Origin of the sequence: Pyxidicoccus caerfyrddinensis (genome assembly GCF_010894405.1) — a bacterium.
GTDB classification, from domain to species: domain Bacteria; phylum Myxococcota; class Myxococcia; order Myxococcales; family Myxococcaceae; genus Myxococcus; species Myxococcus caerfyrddinensis.
This window is the reverse complement of record NZ_JAAIYA010000012.1, coordinates 48,981-64,006: the sequence shown is the minus strand read 5'-3', so window position 1 is coordinate 64,006 and position 15,026 is coordinate 48,981. Positions and strand designations below refer to the sequence as shown.

13 protein-coding genes and 2 pseudogenes are annotated in these 15,026 nt (G+C 69.0%); 5 read left to right on the top strand and 10 right to left on the bottom strand.

Translation table 11 applies throughout. The features are described from left to right. The first annotated feature begins 1 nt into the window (after window position 1). On the top strand, window positions 2-247 hold the full coding sequence (locus G4D86_RS27940) for a hypothetical protein (RefSeq protein WP_163997104.1): 246 nt from the start codon (window positions 2-4) through the stop codon (window positions 245-247). A 54-nt stretch (window positions 248-301) separates the two neighbouring features. Beyond that, window positions 302-454, top strand: a complete 153-nt coding sequence (locus G4D86_RS27935; protein WP_163997103.1) for a hypothetical protein — start codon at window positions 302-304, stop codon at window positions 452-454. A gap of 36 nt (window positions 455-490) precedes the next feature. Here G4D86_RS27935 and G4D86_RS27930 read toward each other — a convergent pair whose 3' ends face one another. The 7 genes and pseudogenes from G4D86_RS27930 to G4D86_RS53105 form a co-directional block, all read right to left on the bottom strand. Next, the gene (locus G4D86_RS27930) at window positions 491-2,206 is read right to left on the bottom strand and encodes a sigma 54-interacting transcriptional regulator (RefSeq protein WP_240360514.1); all 1,716 of its coding nucleotides are present in this window, start codon (window positions 2,204-2,206) and stop codon (window positions 491-493) included. A 132-nt stretch (window positions 2,207-2,338) separates the two neighbouring features. After that, window positions 2,339-3,133 carry an outer membrane protein assembly factor BamD gene (locus G4D86_RS27925; RefSeq protein ID WP_163997102.1) on the bottom strand — a complete coding sequence of 265 codons (795 nt, stop codon included), beginning with the start codon at window positions 3,131-3,133 and terminating at the stop codon, window positions 2,339-2,341. After that, window positions 3,130-4,716 carry a serine/threonine-protein kinase gene (locus G4D86_RS27920; RefSeq protein WP_163997101.1) on the bottom strand — a complete coding sequence of 529 codons (1,587 nt, stop codon included), beginning with the start codon at window positions 4,714-4,716 and terminating at the stop codon, window positions 3,130-3,132. Before G4D86_RS27920 ends, G4D86_RS27925 begins: the two co-directional genes overlap by 4 nt. A gap of 265 nt (window positions 4,717-4,981) precedes the next feature. Continuing rightward, window positions 4,982-5,953 (bottom strand): annotated as a pseudogene (locus G4D86_RS54310) (Ig-like domain-containing protein); the annotation flags it as partial. A gap of 108 nt (window positions 5,954-6,061) precedes the next feature. After that, window positions 6,062-8,053: pseudogene (locus tag G4D86_RS53115) on the bottom strand (Kelch repeat-containing protein); the annotation flags it as partial. A 234-nt stretch (window positions 8,054-8,287) separates the two neighbouring features. Next, window positions 8,288-9,730 carry an immunoglobulin-like domain-containing protein gene (locus G4D86_RS53110; RefSeq protein ID WP_240360512.1) on the bottom strand — a complete coding sequence of 481 codons (1,443 nt, stop codon included), beginning with the start codon at window positions 9,728-9,730 and terminating at the stop codon, window positions 8,288-8,290. Then, window positions 9,664-9,900, bottom strand: a complete 237-nt coding sequence (locus tag G4D86_RS53105) for a hypothetical protein (RefSeq protein ID WP_163997099.1) — start codon at window positions 9,898-9,900, stop codon at window positions 9,664-9,666. The genes G4D86_RS53110 and G4D86_RS53105 overlap by 67 nt, the downstream gene beginning before the upstream one ends. A 161-nt stretch (window positions 9,901-10,061) precedes the next feature. Between G4D86_RS53105 and G4D86_RS27885 the strand changes: the two genes are divergently transcribed. After that, window positions 10,062-10,358, top strand: coding sequence for a tyrosine-type recombinase/integrase (locus G4D86_RS27885; protein ID WP_163997098.1), 297 nt, complete (start codon window positions 10,062-10,064; stop codon window positions 10,356-10,358). Between the two features lie 207 nt (window positions 10,359-10,565). Here the strand turns inward: G4D86_RS27885 and G4D86_RS27880 are convergent, their stop codons facing one another. Both G4D86_RS27880 and G4D86_RS27875 read right to left on the bottom strand, forming a co-directional pair. Next, a complete protein-coding gene (locus G4D86_RS27880) occupies window positions 10,566-11,186 on the bottom strand; it encodes a hypothetical protein (protein WP_163997097.1) in 621 nt (206 codons plus the stop codon). A gap of 53 nt (window positions 11,187-11,239) precedes the next feature. Beyond that, window positions 11,240-12,697: a hypothetical protein gene (locus tag G4D86_RS27875; protein ID WP_163997096.1), complete on the bottom strand. Its 1,458-nt coding sequence runs from the start codon at window positions 12,695-12,697 to the stop codon at window positions 11,240-11,242. Window positions 12,698-13,123: 426 nt separating this feature from the next. Here G4D86_RS27875 and G4D86_RS27870 point away from each other — a divergent pair, with 426 nt between their 5' ends. Both G4D86_RS27870 and G4D86_RS27865 read left to right on the top strand, forming a co-directional pair. Further along, on the top strand, window positions 13,124-13,570 hold the full coding sequence (locus G4D86_RS27870; protein ID WP_240360511.1) for an SDR family NAD(P)-dependent oxidoreductase: 447 nt from the start codon (window positions 13,124-13,126) through the stop codon (window positions 13,568-13,570). Window positions 13,571-13,790: 220 nt separating this feature from the next. Further along, complete coding sequence (locus G4D86_RS27865; RefSeq protein WP_163997095.1) at window positions 13,791-14,312, top strand: DUF4112 domain-containing protein; 522 nt, start codon at window positions 13,791-13,793, stop codon at window positions 14,310-14,312. Window positions 14,313-14,432: 120 nt separating this feature from the next. On the opposite strand, the gene G4D86_RS27860 is transcribed toward G4D86_RS27865, so the two are convergent. Next, window positions 14,433-14,969: a carboxymuconolactone decarboxylase family protein gene (locus tag G4D86_RS27860; protein WP_163997094.1), complete on the bottom strand. Its 537-nt coding sequence runs from the start codon at window positions 14,967-14,969 to the stop codon at window positions 14,433-14,435. Window positions 14,970-15,026 lie beyond the last annotated feature (57 nt).

Here is a 15,026-nt window from a genome sequence, read left to right as displayed (position 1 = left end):
CGTGGTGAATGCCAAAGCCTTGAATGCACAAGGTGGCTTACACCAGATTGCACTAGCACTCAAAACAGTCTCTACCTACGTTACTAGCGGCGCCCCCCCGGCCCAAGCTTTCCTCAACACCGATTGGGTGGATAACGCCGGCAAAGCCATCAATTTGCAAGACTTGGTTGGCTATTCCAATAGTCAGATCGTATTTAACTCTGTACTGGCCAGCAAAAGCGCAGCCTATCATTTGAAAACAAAGTGAGCTTGCGATCGAGTCTGGAGCATCGCCCGGACCCAGGCCGACATCGCCGCGAACATGTCGAGCCCCCTGTTTGCCTCGAACCCGGCCTGTCCCAGCCCCCGGGCCTACTGGCGCCTCGATGATGGTGTTGGCACCGTTGCGCGCGACGAGAAGAATGCCTACCCCGGCACGCTCGTGAACGGGCCGGTGTGGTTCATCGCCAACTGAAAAGACGTTCGGCGGCAAGAGCCCGACAACGGGTGGCTACTGGGGCTTCTTCACGCCGAGCACCTTCAGCCGATACGACAAGGTCCGCACCGGCATACCCAGCTTCCTCGCGGCTTCCGCCCGATTCCAGCCGGTGGCGGCGAGGGCCTCCTCGAGCATCCGGGCCTCGAACCGGTCCACCTTCTCGCGGGCCTGCTCCGGCTCGGGGGCCCCCGGAGCGGAGGCCTTGCTCGCCACCGCTTCGGGGCCGCGCCCTCCGGTACGCACTCGCGCGGGCAGATCCTCTGGCCCGATGAGGGCCCCCTGAGTGACGACCACCGCGCGTTCGATCACATTTCGCAGCTCCCGCACGTTGCCGGGCCACGAGTAGGCCTCGAGCAGCGCGAGCGTCTCCGGGGAGAGGCCCTCGACCCGGCGGCCATTGGCCTTGTTGGCCGCCTGCAGGAACCGCCGTGCCAGTGGCTCGAGCTCGTCCTGGCGCTCACGCAGCGGGGGGATCTCGATGACCACGCCGCTGAGCCGGTAATAGAGATCGGACCGGAACGTGCCCGCCTCAACCATGGCCTCCAGATCGCGGTGCGTCGCCGCCACGATGCGCACGTCGACCTGAATCTCACGGCTCGAGCCCACACGGTTGAAGGCCCCCACCTCGAGCACGCGCAGCAGCGAGGCTTGCGCCGCGGGTGGGAGCTCGCCGATCTCGTCCAGGAAGACCGTGCCGCCATCGGCCTCCTCGAAAACGCCCTTCTGCTGTTGCAGGGCTCCCGTGAAGGCTCCCCGCTCGTGCCCGAAGAGGGTGCTCTCGACCAGGTCCTTGGGGATGGCCCCGCAGTTGACGCGGACGATGCGCCGGCCCTTGCGCGGGCCGCTCTCGTGGATCAGCTGTGCGAGCACCTCCTTGCCCGCACCCGTCTCTCCGTGAAGGATGACCGGGATGCGCGAGGGGCCGACGCTGGCCACCGTCTCGAGCAGCGGGAGCATCGCCTGGCCCGCGATGATCGCGCCCTCCGGGCCCTGCTCCCGTGCGGGCAGATGAGCCGGGCCGCTCTCCACGGGGTGTTCAGGCGAGGCCCGGTGGGCGGCCTCGCGAGCGGCCTCGAACAGCTCGTCCGCGGTGCCGCCGGAGCCCGGGTAGAGGGCCAGGCCCACGAGCAACGGGCTGCCCCCGCCAGCGCGCGGGGCGGTCATGGCCCGGGCGATGCGCTGGGCCTCCTCGGCGCCAGTCTCCGCGAGCAACACCTCGAGCGCGCTGGAGCCGTAGAGCGCCAGGTGATCGACCGGGCGGAGGTGACCGCGCACCGCTTCGATCCAGGCGCCATCTTCCCACTCCGGCGTGGCGGCACCGCCCTGGGAGAGCACGCGCACCAGGAGCAGGGCAAAAGGGCGGCGAAACTGCCGGGCGCGCGTGAGCTCCTCCTCCACGTGGTAGCGGATCAGCTCCTCCCGGATGAGGCCCAGGGAGCCCCCCTGGGCATCGAGGGCCTGCACCTGAAGGGCAACGCCGCCCAGGACGAGCTCGTCGCCGATCGTCAGCTCGGCGCGGGCGACGCGGCTGCCCGCGAAGAAGAGGCCGTTCTTCGAGCCGAGGTCCTCCACCAGCACCCGGGAGCCGGAGAGGAGAAACCGGGCGTGCTCTCGCGACAGGGTCGGGTCATCGATGCGCAGCCCCACCGCCGGAGCGCGCCCCACGATGAGCGGCGTACCCGGTGAGAGCAGGCGAGTGACGTTGGCTCCAGCGTGGTTCGAGCTCAACGCGATGCGCAGCCTGACCGCCGGCTGGTAAGCACGAACCAGGAGCCCCTCCAGGGTCGCGGTCTCTTGAGCGTCGCCCTGGGCTGATGGGTCCTTCGGCATGAACTTCCTTCCAATCGCGGACAGGGCCTGTCACGGCAGGTGCAGCTCGAAGCCGAGCCCGGCCTGGACGGTGACGGCGAAGCGATGGCGATCGTCCCGGCTGAGGAAGAAGTAATCGGCTCCCACATCTACCACGCCCATGAGGCCCGCTGGCAGCGCGAGGCGCCCCCCCAACACGGGCCCTGCGCCATAGGTGTCGATCCCAGGCAGCAGGCTGGCTCGCAAGCCCAGGAAGGGCCTCAAGACGCCGTAGCGTGGCAGCACGCCGCCCTGGAGCTGGAAGACAGGGGGATCGCCCAGCAGCACGCGGACGCTGCCTTCCAGGGACTTTCGCTGGAAAGCAAGGCCTGCTCCCAGGGTCCCCCGACGATCCACGGCGTCAAAGAGGCCGAACACCTCGGGTCTCAGCCTGGGAGCGGCACGGCGCCGCTCTTCCTCGCGCGCCGCTTGAAGCGCTACCTCTCGCGCCGCGCGCTGCCGCTCGGGCTCGACCTGCTGGCGGATGAGCTCGGCGAGCGACACCAACTCCGGCGGGAAGCGCGCGGGATCCACCCGCTGCTCGGGGCTCTCGCGTGCCAGCGCCTCCAGCGGCTTGCGAGCCTCCTCGACCTGCCCCAGGGCGTACAGCGAGGCGGCCAGGTAGATGCGCGCCAGCGCCTGGCTCTCGGGAGAGGCGGCGGGGGTGGCCAGCTCCTGCTCGAAGAGCCGGGCCGCTGCCTTGAAGTCACCGTCCTCGTAGCGTTCAATCCCTGTCGTCTGCGCCCAGGCGGACCCGGAGACGAGCAGGACAGCCACCCGTAGGAACAGCCCAGCTTGGAGCTTCATGGGGTGGGAGGCAGAGCCCCGGTGGTCAGAGCCGCGTTGTGCCGCAGCGTGCCGCCCGCGGGAATGACGAGTGTTCGCCGGTAGCCGGCGAAGGCCGGGTTGCGCAGCTCGAGCTCATGCTCGCCCGAGGCCAGCGTGTAGCTGTGACCGGGGGGCGCACGCCCCAGCTTCTGCCCATCCACCCAGACATCCGCCCAGGACCCTCTCATCACCAGATGGAGGGTGCCGGTGGCTGCGGGCTCCGGTGGAGCGGGCTCCGGCGGAACAGAGGATGGCTGGACGGAAGCCATGAGCGGGGCAGCGGGCGGGGCAGCGGCAGGCGCCTTCTTCCTGCCGGAGGAGGCCGTGGTCCCTCCACGCCTGGCTGACGCCACCGGCGAGGGGGCGGGCGCCTGGATCGGCTCAGGCTCGGGAGGCGGTGCGCTGACCACAGGCTCGGGAAGGGGCGGGCTTGCCACGGAGGGGGGCGCGGGGCTGAGAGCGGCCGACGCCTCGGTCCCGCGATCCATGACCGTGCCCACCCCCAACCCCAGGCTCAGGACGCCGCCTGCCACCACGCCCCACCTCCAGAGCGAGCCGCGCCTGGGACGCGCCGCGAGGGGCGCTGCCTTGGGGCCCGGCGTGGCCGGAGAAGGGTGCAGGGTCGCCGTGGGAGGCTGAGCGGGCGTCGCGCCCGGTGGAGGCTCGAGGACGGTGAGTGCGTGGGAGCTCCGAGCACCCCAGGCCAGGCCTTCCCGTGGCTGGAGCAGGGCCGTGAGCCTGCGAGCCACTTCGCTGGCCGAGCCTGGACGCTGCCCGGGCTCCTTGGCGAGCAGTTGGAGGACGAGCGCGTCGGCTTCGGGGGGCAGCTCCACGAACAACGAGGGCGCGGGCGGCGGCGTCCTCAGGTGGTGGGCGACGATCTCCATGGGGGAGCGGCCGATGAAGGGCCGCTGCCCCGTGAGCAGCTCGAAGGCGATGACGCCCACCGCATACAGGTCCGTCTGCGGCCCCACCTCCTGGCAGAGGGCCTGCTCCGGCGCCATGTACTGGGGCGTGCCGACGACGACGTCCGAGTGCGTCTGCGCGGCGGTGCCCTGGGGAGTGGTGCTGCGCTTGGCGAGCCCGAAATCGAGCACCTTGATGGAATCGGTCCCGTTGGACTGCCGGGCGACGAAGATGTTGCTCGGCTTGAGATCGCGGTGGATGACGCCCACGGCGTGCGCGGCGGAGAGCGCGTCGAGCACCTCGCACAGCAGCGCGGCGGCCTCGGCCAGAGGCAGGGGAGCGCGGGCCTGGAGCAGTTCGCTCAGGGGGCTGCCCTCGAGATACTCCATGACGAGGTACTGGCCGACGCCCGGCTGCTCGCCGAAGCCGAAGATGTCGATGATGCCGTGGTGGCGGATGGCGCTGGCCGCGCGAGCCTCGGCCAGCAGACCGCGGGCCTGGGACGCCTGGGAGAGCTCTTCGCGGAGGAGCTTGATGGCGGCCTTGCGGCCGATCGTGAGGTGCTCCCCTTCGTAGACGAGGCCCATGCCGCCGCTGCCGATATGCCGGCGCACCACGTACTCGCCGAGGTGCTGGCCCACCAGCGCATCGGGCACGAGCGCTCCATCGTGAGGGCACGTCAGCGCTCCCGCGGGCACGGTGTGGCCACAGGTGCTGCAAGAACGGGATGCGCGAGCACTCATGGCGTGAAGACAGTAACCCTCCACGCCATATCACGAAGGCCTGGCGGGTGCCTCCGCGAGGAGGCCCAGGCGGGCGCCGGCGCAGGCACCAGGCCAGGGCCAGCAAAGCCCAGGTGACAGGGAAGGCAGGAGCGGTGGCGCAGCTCCAGCCGTAGTTGCCCCGGGGGATGGTGAAAGAGTGCTCGGCGGAGGGCTGGCTGGTGTTGCCGGCCTTGTCCGTGGAGAGGGCCACCGCCAGGTGGCGTCCGTCTGCCAGCGCCGTGGCGGGGGTGAGCTGCCAGGCTCCTGCCTCATCCGCCAGGGCTGTCCCCACCTGCCTGCCATCCAACCACACCGTGACCGTGCTCTCCGCCTCCGCCGTGCCGGCGAGGGTGGGCCTCTGGGTGTTGACGATGGCCTCAGGAGAGTGCACCTCAGGCGCTGCGGGCGGCTCGGTGTCGACCCGGAAGTACTGAGTCGCGGAGGGAGCGCTGGCATGGCCCGCCGAATCGGTAGCGATGGCGACGGCCCGATGGGCCCCCTCGGACACCGCCGTGGCGGGGGTGAGGCTCCACTCCCCCGCGGCGTTCGTCCTGACACGGCCTGACTCTGTCTCATCCAGCCACACCGTGACCGTGCTCTCCGCCTCCGCCGTGCCGCTGTAGATCGGCCGGTTGTGGGTGAGGGTGGAATCGTTGGCCGGAGTGAGCAACCCTGGGGCCGCTGGCGGCGTGGTATCCACCGCGAACGGATGGGTGTCGGACTCGGGGCTCGTGTTGCCTGGGGCATCCGTTGCCGTGGCCCTGACCGTGTAGGGGCCGTCTGCCAGCGCCGTGGCGGGGGTGAGCTGCCAGGCTCCTGCCTCATCCGCCAGGGCTGTCCCCACCTGCCTGCCATCCAACCACACCGTGGCGGTGCTGCCCGGCTCCGCCGAGCCGCTGTAGGTGGGCCGCGGTTGGGTGAGAATGGAGCCGTTGGCTGGAGTGAGCACCACCGGGGCCGTTGGCGGCGTGGCATCCACTGCGAACGTGTTGGCGTGGGACTCGGCGGAGGTGGTGTTCCCGGCAGCCGTGGCCATGACCCTGTGCGGGCCATCGCCCAACGCCACGGGCTGGATGAAGCTCCACCCTCCCGAGGCATCGGCCGTCGTGCTCCCCACGGCTGTCCCATCCACCCTCACCGTCACGGTGCTGCCCGCTGCCGCCAGGCCGGTGTAGGCCGGCCGGTTGTTAGCGAGGGTGGAGCCTCTGGCCGGGGTGAGCACCACCGGGGCTGCCTGGTACACTTCCGCGCTCGCGAGGATGCCGCTGGGGCCAATGCCTCCGGTGACCAGCACCCTGCCCTCAGGCAACAGCGTCGCAGTGTGTTTCCCGCGGGCTGTGGCCAGCGCGCCCGTGGGGCTCCAGGTGCCCGTGGCCGGGTCGTACACCTCCGCGCTGGCGAGGGGGCCAGCGCCTCCGGTGACCAGCACCCTGCCGGAGGGCAACAGCGTCGCCGTGTGGCTTTGGCGGGCCGTGGCCAGCGCGCCCGTGGGGCTCCAGGTGCCCGTGGCCGGGTCGTACACCTCCGCGCTGGCGAGGGGGCCAGCGCCTCCGGTGACCAGCACCATGCCGGAGGGCAACAGCGTCGCCGTGTGGCTTTGGCGGGCCGTGGCCAGACCGCCCGTGGGGCTCCAGGTGCCCGTGGCCGGATCGTACACCTCCGCGCTGGCGAGGGTGCCGCTGTAGGTAGTGCCACCGGTGACCAGCACCTTGCCGGAGGGCAACAGCGTCGCCGTGTGGCTGCTGCGGGCCGTGGCCAGCGCGCCCGTGAAGCTCCAGGTGCCCGTGGCCGGGTCGTACACCTCCTCTCTGGCGCTCCAGGGGTTATTGCTGAGGACCCTGCCGCCAGTGACCAGCACCTTGCCGGAGGGCAACAGCGTCGCCGTGTGCCCGACGAGGTCCCCGACCAGAGGGCCCGTGGTGCTCCAGGTGCCCGTGGCCGGGTCGTACACCTCCTCTCTGGCGAGGGAGTTACCGCCAGCGCCTCCGGTGACCAGCACCTTGCCGGAGGGCAACAGCGTCGCCGTGTGGCTCGTCCGGGCCGAGGCCATATCGCCCGTGAGGCTCCAGGTGCCCGTGGCCGGGTCGTACACCTCCGCGCTGACGAGCCAGTCACCGCCACCGCCTCCGGTGACCAGCACCTTGCCGGAGAGCAACAGCGTCGCCGTGTGCCCGTTGCGGGCCATGACCAGAGTACCCGTGAGGCTCCACGCTCCCAGGGTTGGGCCGTACACCTCGCTGGGGCCAGTGCCTCCTCCGGCGACCAGCACCTGGCCCTCAGGTAACAGCGTCGCCGTGTGGCTTTGGCGGGCCGTGGCCATGGCGCCAGCGGAGCTCCAGGTGCCCGTGGCCGGGTCGTACACCTCCGCGCTGGCGAAGGAGCTACCGCTGGGGCCAGCGCCTCCGGTAACCAGCACCTTGCCGGAGGGCAACAGCGTCGCCGTGTGGCTTTGGCGGGCAGTGGCTAGCGCGCCCGTGGGGCTCCAGGTGCCCGTGGCCGGATCGTACACCTCCGCGCTGGCGAGGGGGGCGACGCTAGCGCTTGCCCAGCCTCCGGAGACCAGCACCTTGCCGGAGGGCAACAGCGTCGCCGTGTGGCTTTGGCGGCCCGTGGTCAGAGCGCCCGTGGGGCTCCAGGTGCCCGTGGCCGGGTCGTACACCTCCGCGCTGGCCCCCACACCCAAGTCCCCACCCCAACCTCCGGTGACCAACACCTTGCCGGAGGGCAACAGCGTCGCCGTGTGGCTTTGGCGGGCCGTGGCCAGAGGGCTCGTGAGGCTCCAGGTGCCCGTGGCCGGGTCGTACACCTCCGCGATGGCGTAGATGCCGGCTGCGCTGGCGCCCCCGGTGACCAGCACCTTGCCAGAGGGCAACAGCGTCGCCGTGTGTCTGAAGCGGGCCGTGGCCAGAGGGTCCGTGGGGCTCCAGGTGCCCGTGGCCGGGTCGTACACCTCCGCGCTGGCGAGAAAGCCGCCATGGCCGGTAGGGTCTGGGCCACGGCCTCCGGTGACCAGCACCTTGCCAGAGGGCAACAGCGTCGCCGTGTGGCTGCTGCGGGCCGTGGCCAGCGCGCCCGTGGGGCTCCAGGTGCCCGTGGCCGGATCGTACACCTCCACGCTGGCGAGGGGGCCAGCGCCTCCGGCGACCAGCACCTTGCCGGAGCGCAACAGCGTCGCCGTGTGGTTGTCGCGGCCCGTGGTCAGAGCGCCCGTGGGGCTCCAAGTGCCCGTGGCCTGGAGCGCCTGGGGCTCACTTCTCTCGAGACGCAGAGCGCTGTCCCCTCCCTGAGGCACCTCTCCGCACGCCAGCCACAGCAGGGCGCAGCTCAGGCTCAGCCGCGCAAGCACTTCCCAACTGATTCCGAGGGCAGCTGACATGGAGGTTTCCTTGCGACGGGGGTGCTTCCGGGAGGGTGACCGAGGGAGGGCGGCCGCTGCGTCGTGCCAGAAGCCATCACCCCGCTGTCACCAGGGGCAGTTGACCACGTCCACGGTGCGCGTCACAGGCGGGGCGCTGTTGCCGCACGTGTGCACCAGGTGCGCCGGGCCCTGGAGCTGCAGCGTGGGCGGCCTCCGATCCTCCACCTGCACCGAGCGGATGGCGCTCACCGTCGTCCCCGCCGCGTTCGAGGCGCTGTACGGCACCGAGTACGTCCCCTCCGCCGACGTGTTGGGCCCCGGTCCGTAGGCATCGCTCCCCGAGTTGTACCGGTGCACCACCAGCGGGGTGCACGCCACATCCCAGGCCTCGGCGCCCGGATCCGTCCACGTGTCCAGGCCGCACTCCAGCGTCATCGGGCTGTTGCCCTGGAGGAAGAGCGTCGGCCCCTGCAGTTCCCCGGGGCAGGCCGTCTCCTCCGGCACGGAGGAGGTGCCGAGGATGGGCGGCCGCTGCGTGGTGAAGAACTCAGGGTAGTGGGCGACGAAGTGGCTGCCCTGCATGAGCGGGTACGGATAGGGAATGGCCGGGGGATATTCGTAGACCGAATTGCCGGTGAAGGTGCCACTCACCTCGAGGGAACCGGGGCGAAGGGTGAGCGCCTCCAGGGAGAGCATGCCCGGGCCCCCGGCCCCACCATTCGGTACCACGAAAGCCGCCGCCAGACCCGCCACCCTCAGGACGCATAGGACGAATGGGAGGGGTGTTGAGGGTGAGGGCTGATGCAGAGGGGTCGAGGAGGGCCGCTGACGGGTGCCGCCGAGCTGTGCGCCAGGATGAGGAAGAGGCGGTGCAGCCTGCTTTGGGCACACGCCAACCCAGACGCCCCTCCAGCAAGGCAGCCGCAGGCGCCGCCCCTGCTCGTCCTCCATCTCCACCGCCTGCTCGAAGACGACGCCCGTTTCGACGCGTCCCACCTTCTTCAGGGGCCCCACCTCCGTTGGCGAGGGCGAAACGCCATGCTCGCGGATGACAAACGCGGCGTGCTTGTCCTCCACGGCGAAGAGGATCCGCCGCGTCGAGAAGTTTCGGTCCGCCAACCACAACTCCCCCGCCTGCACGCGCTCCAGCACCGGCCCCATCAACGCCCGCTCCTGCGCGTGCGCATCCTCCACCGGCACCAGGTCCACCACCAAGTCCCACTCCGGCGCGTACACCACCAGCGATTGACCGGGCAGCGCCGCGCCTCGAAAGCCCCGCAGCGGATTGAGTCGCTTCTGGTTGGCCGCCAAGTGGTTTCCATCCAGCACCCGCACGCGATAACCCGCCGCCCAGGATGGCTGCTGGAGCTTCAGTTGCTCCAGCACCGGCGTCAGTCGCACTGCGCAGCCCAGCACCAGCTCACGCACGACCGGCGGCTCGGTGTGGTGCACCTTGTCGTAGAGCGCCTGCATCGACACCTTCAGCGCGTCGCTGGCCTGGGCTGCCGCATGCAGCGACGGCCGCAGGCCCAAGGCCACCAACGCCATCGGTCCACCTCGGTGGAAAAGAGCAGCTCCCGGGTGTACTGCCGCTGGCGATGCTCCTCGAACACGCCGTCGAGCCATTTGGGACTCAAGGCCCGCTGCATGAGCAACCGCGCCATGACGGGCAAGGGGCTGTGGTGCACGAAGCGCTCGAAAACGGCGTCCAGGGCCATGACTCCTCCTCCGGCCAAACCTCCCTGAAAGATGCTCTCGCCGGCCCCTCCAGGCGCCGTTGCCTGCAACGACCGCTACCTCTCCTGCCGCCCCGTGCGCCAGGGAGCCTCCTCCATCACCTTGACAGGGGTGGCCCTTAGGAGCCCTGCCCCGCTGGGGCATGAAGCTCTGGCCCCAGGCGCTTCCCCGCCCGCTCCGCTTCCATGACCTGCGGAACACCACCGCCACCCTGCTGCTCAAGGCGGGGGTCCCCCTGGCCACCGTGCAGCGGCGCCTCCGGCACTCCGACCCGGCCATCACCACCGAAGTCTACGGTCACCTGAACGTGGAGGACATGCGCCGAGGCATCAACCAGCTCGCCCTCCAGTCGGATCGACCCACCGAGGCACCAGAGGCGACCTGGACGCGATGGTGCGCGAGCTGGACGTGTCGAAGCGGTCCCTGGGGCGACGGCTGAAGGAACTGGGGCTGGTGGCGAAGGGGACGTGAGCGGCGCGTAGGCGGAGCCCGGTTCCATGGACATCTGGGATGGGATGGAAGGAGCACGGGAAGCCCGCGCTCCTCGGCGGAGGCTGCGTGCCGCAAGAGCCAGGTCGTCGGCGAGCGCCTCGCGGCCGCCAAAGCGGCCGCGGGGCTCACGGAAGAAGGGCTCGTGCAGAGCTTGTCACCAGTTGTTGTTGATGTCGGTGAGTTGCCACGCCAGGCGGTCCTGAATCGTTCCGCGAGAGGCCGTGGGAACGTCATGGAAGGCGTTCATCGCCGCCAGGCCGGGGGCGCTGGGGTACGCCCAACGCCACCAGACATGAAGGTTGACAGGGTTGAGCGCGCGCGTCAGTGCGGCATGATACGGGTTGTTGGCACTGTTCAGCCAGGTTTGGCAGCTAGGACAAGGTGTCAGCTCGACGAAGAGCACGGCCGTGTTGGCCGCCACCATGAACAGCGCCCCAGAGGCGTTGAGTGCCACTCGCTCGGCATGATTGCCCTCGGCATCCGGGTCGAGTTTTCCCTGGGCGAGCCGCGAGTTGCCGAAGGCGATCGCATAGTTCAGTGCGTTCCCGACGAGCGGCCCTCCCTTCGAGTCGAACCCGAGCAATTCGTGAGCGGCCGGAAGTTTCGCTGCCGGTTGGCTGGCCACGGCGGCACAGCACGAGCCGCCGGCGATGCCAGCGCCAGCACCCCGCACGGCGCCGTACTGGGCGGTACTCTGGCGGGCCAATTCCTTGGCGACACCATATGTGGCTTGAACCCTGTTGGCGGGAGTGAGTTGAAAAGAAGTGATGGGCATGTGAGTCGTTCCTTGTGGTTGATGTTTTAGGCGTGATGGAAACCCTTGCTCGCCTACTTGGCAGGCGGATCCACTGGCTTGTCGTCCTCGCTGATCGCCAGGTACTGCGGGTAGTACTTCGACACCCACAGGTGGGCCAACTCCGCCTTGGGCATCGTCTTAAGGTAGTAGTTGATGGGCACGCCAATCTCACCCGCCAGCGCCTTCTCGACGTAGTCCTCGAAAGCGCTCATCAGTGAGTTGATGTCCAGCATCTTGTTCTGGCCGTCATCGATGTCGCCGAGGCCGCTCATGACGCTCTTCACTTGCGTGGCCTGCATCTGGAGCATCTGATTGCCGGTCCGCGCCGCGGCCGCGGACGCGGAGACGGAGTCCTGGTCCGTGGCGGTGGCATTCTGCAGGGTGGCGAGCTTGTCCATCATCGCGGCGGGGTCGAAGTCGGCGAACTGCTTGACACCCACCTTCACCATGTTGGACTTGATTGAGGGGATCGAGCCCATCGTGATGATGCTGCAGTGACTGCTGATCTGCTGGAGGCTCAGCATCCGCTTCACGTCGTTCGAGAACGAATCCGACACCCCGAAGCCACCCTGGGCGTTGGCGAACCAGCCTCCTGTCGTCATGGTCGCCTGCAGGCTGTCCACGGCGGAGAACATCTCCTGACTGCTTGCCGTCGACTCCGACCGCAGGACGTGGACCATGCCCACGAAGCTCGAGCCGTAGGTGGCTCCAGAGATGAGCTTCAGGGCATTGCTGGAGCCGGGCTTCGTGATGACATCCGCGACGAGCTTCTCCGGATGATCCGTGGAGATGGCATCGCTGGAGAACACGGCGTTCCAGGTGCGGATCGCCTTGTCGGGATCGACGATGAACGGAGCGAGCAGCACCGCGTCCTTGTGGGTGCATCCCACGGTGATCACGAGCGTGCCAGCGATGTCGTGGTTCTGGTATTGTCTGGAGACTTGGCCTTGGGCGGCGTTGGCGGCTTCCATGCTGCGCGACGTGCCCAGGAAGCTGGTAGAGGCCGAAACGTAGTCCTTGATCGTGGTGGCCGTACTGGTGGCGCCCTGATTGTTCTCGTCGTTGGAGAAGTACTGGGCGTCCATCTTGATCGAGTCCGCCGACAGAGGCATCCGTTTGATCTGGGTGCGGTTGTAGTCGATGGGGCTTTCGACCTCGACGCTGACCGCAACCGCGGCGCGATCCTTCTTGGCCTTGATGATGTCCTTCTGTGCCTTGATCGCGGCGGTCGCATAGTCCGCGGCGGCTTTGGCGATCTCCTTGCCCAGCTCCCCGGTGGAGGCGATGACGTCCTTGGGATCGATACCCATGCCCGTCAGCTCCTGGATGGTCATGTCGATGCTTCGCTTCGACACGATCAGCGCGTTCATGGCCTCCTGAGCGCTATCGGCGGGCGCGGCCGCCTCGGAGATGGCGAGGACGCTCTTGAGAACCTTGTCGTCCACGAGATTGCCCAACACAAGGGCCGGATCATAGGGAATGGATTGCATGGGGTTTTCTTTCCTTGCCCTGTTCATGGGGCGTTGGCGGCGGTGTGCCGTGGCCACCCGATAGCAAGCGACGTACCGCATGAGCCTTCCAGGGAGAGGCACCCTGCGAGGCGGCAAGGTCTTGCCCAGAGGCCTTGGCTGGCAACTCCGGTCGGCAAGTTCTTGCCGGAACACCGGTTGCCGACGGCTCACCATCCCTTGACGCTTGGAGGGCGTACGGGCTCCGCGTTCTAGCGGATGTGCTCACGCGTCGCTGACCGTGCGACAGCCGGGCAGTTCGCTGCCTTCGAGGTATGCTTGCTTGTACTGCAGCGGTATGGCCCTCTTCCGCCCCTGGCCAGACACCCACTGCCGAAGGCCCGAGCGGCGGCGCGTGGCCGGCATAGAGTCAGGGCCATCGCCGGAATCTCACCCAGGAGCCACACCATGAAGCTGATGTCGAGCAGTGCCATCGTGGCGGGAGCAGGACAGGGTATCGGACTGGGAATCGCCGCGCGCCTCATGCGGGACGGCGCCAACGTCCTGCTGTTCGGGCGGACGCCGGAGAAGCTGGAGGCGGCCGCCGCGGAGCTCAACCGGACGGCGGAGGGACGCACCCGGGCCGTGCCCTTCGCTGGAGACGTGGTTCGCGCGGAGGACGTGGCGCGAACGATTGAAGTCGCCACGCGCGAGTTCGGCCTCCCGGGCATCCTGGTGAACAACGCCGGAACGGCCACCATCCGACGCATAGGACGAATGGGAGGGGTGTTGAGGGTGAGGGCTGATGGACATCACTCTCAAGCCCCTCTTGACGTCCAGACCTCCAGGTGTCGAGCCCCTCACGCAGCTCGCCGGAAACGCCGCCATCATCATTCGGAGATGACCTGGACGTGAACCTGAACCCGCCAAGCCCCCTACGTACAGCGACCCCGGACTCACCAACGTGGTCGGGCGGTGGGAATGCTACTGCCATGACAGCAGCGCCTACGTTTACGGGCAATGGCAGTCAGCGTCCTACTACCAGGACTTCAACGTCGAGGTATGCGGCTGGTAGGCACCAGCGGCGCCCCGGCCTGCCCATCGGCCTCGTAGGAGCCCTAGACTCGGCCACCTGATGCCCCTGCCCGCTTCGACCTCCCGGACCGTCCCCGCATCGACACCCTCCACGCGAGACGCACAGTCGCTCGAACAACTGCGCTGGCTGTCGCACACACTGGACGACTCCATTCCCCTGCCCTTCGGCGCGCGGGTGGGATGGGACGCGGTGATCGGACTGATTCCAGGAGTGGGAGACGCAGCGGGGGCACTGATGTCCGCCTACGTGGTGATGCAGGCGGCGCGGCTGGGGGCGCCGCCCGCGGTGCTGGGACGGATGCTCGGCAACGTGGGCATCGAGGCGCTGGTGGGGTCCGTGCCCCTCTTCGGAGACCTCTTCGACGCGGGCTTCAAGGCGAACCTGCGCAACGTGCGCCTGCTGGAGCAGCACCTGGGTGCTCCCGAGCAGGCACGCCGCGCTTCCACGCTGTGGGTGGTGGGCGTGATGCTCGCGCTGGTGCTCATCCTCGGAGCAGGGCTCGCGCTCACCTTCGCGCTGCTCGCCGCCTTCGCAAGCCTCTTCACGAAGGGAGGGAGCTAAGCCATCCGGGGTAGCGCCTTGCCTGGGTAGGTAGCCATGCGGGAGGACGGCGGGTGGGCCGGGGTCGAAGTACCGGAGCGCCACGTGTCGATGCGGCGCTCCGGGTCCGGCCTTCGCGGCTCAGGCGACGCGAGGGAAGTCCACCTCGGTGCCGGCCACGACGTTGAGGTAGTTGGTGAGCACGTTCTGGGCGACGGCGGCCACCACCTCCACCAGCTCCGCGTCACTCAGCCCCGCCTTGCGCGCCTGGGCAAGCTGCGGGCCCACGTCCGCGGCCCGCGTGCGGGCGATGGCGACGGCCAGGTCAAGGATGGCCTGCTCGCGCGGGTCCGTCGAGCGGCCGGTGCGGAAGCCACTCAGCTCATCCGCCTTCACCCCATGCCCCTTCGCCAGCGCCGTGTGCGCGGAGAGGCAGTAGGTGCAGTGGTTCAGCTCCGCCACCGCGATGGCGATGGCCTCCTGCGTGCGCGGCGACAGCTTCGCGCCCCCCATGGCGTTGAAGTAGCCCGCCACCGCCTCCAGCGCCGCCGGAGAGTGCGCGAAGGTGGAGAACATCTTCGGGACGGTGCCGAACTTCGCCTTCACGGCGGCGAGCGTGGGCTCGGACGCAGCGGGCGTGTTGGCGGCGGTGACAGGGGCGATGGTGGGCGTGGTCATGGCGTGGCTCCGGGGACAGCGGGTGGTGCGGCAGGTCGAATTAGTATCGACTCGATA

What these genes read in the sequence shown, in the direction of transcription:
- G4D86_RS27870 (WP_240360511.1), top strand. Translation starts at nt 13,124, where the DNA reads ATGAAGCTGATGTCGAGCAGTGCCATCGTGGCGGGAGCAGGACAGGGT.
- G4D86_RS53105 (WP_163997099.1), bottom strand. Translation starts at nt 9,900, where the DNA reads ATGGCCCTGGACGCCGTTTTCGAGCGCTTCGTGCACCACAGCCCCTTG.
- G4D86_RS27875 (WP_163997096.1), bottom strand. Translation starts at nt 12,697, where the DNA reads ATGCAATCCATTCCCTATGATCCGGCCCTTGTGTTGGGCAATCTCGTG.
- G4D86_RS27860 (WP_163997094.1), bottom strand. Translation starts at nt 14,969, where the DNA reads ATGACCACGCCCACCATCGCCCCTGTCACCGCCGCCAACACGCCCGCT.
- G4D86_RS53110 (WP_240360512.1), bottom strand. Translation starts at nt 9,730, where the DNA reads ATGGCGTTGGTGGCCTTGGGCCTGCGGCCGTCGCTGCATGCGGCAGCC.
- G4D86_RS27865 (WP_163997095.1), top strand. Translation starts at nt 13,791, where the DNA reads ATGCCCCTGCCCGCTTCGACCTCCCGGACCGTCCCCGCATCGACACCC.
- G4D86_RS27935 (WP_163997103.1), top strand. Translation starts at nt 302, where the DNA reads ATGTCGAGCCCCCTGTTTGCCTCGAACCCGGCCTGTCCCAGCCCCCGG.
- G4D86_RS27880 (WP_163997097.1), bottom strand. Translation starts at nt 11,186, where the DNA reads ATGCCCATCACTTCTTTTCAACTCACTCCCGCCAACAGGGTTCAAGCC.
- G4D86_RS27925 (WP_163997102.1), bottom strand. Translation starts at nt 3,133, where the DNA reads ATGAAGCTCCAAGCTGGGCTGTTCCTACGGGTGGCTGTCCTGCTCGTC.
- G4D86_RS27885 (WP_163997098.1), top strand. Translation starts at nt 10,062, where the DNA reads ATGAAGCTCTGGCCCCAGGCGCTTCCCCGCCCGCTCCGCTTCCATGAC.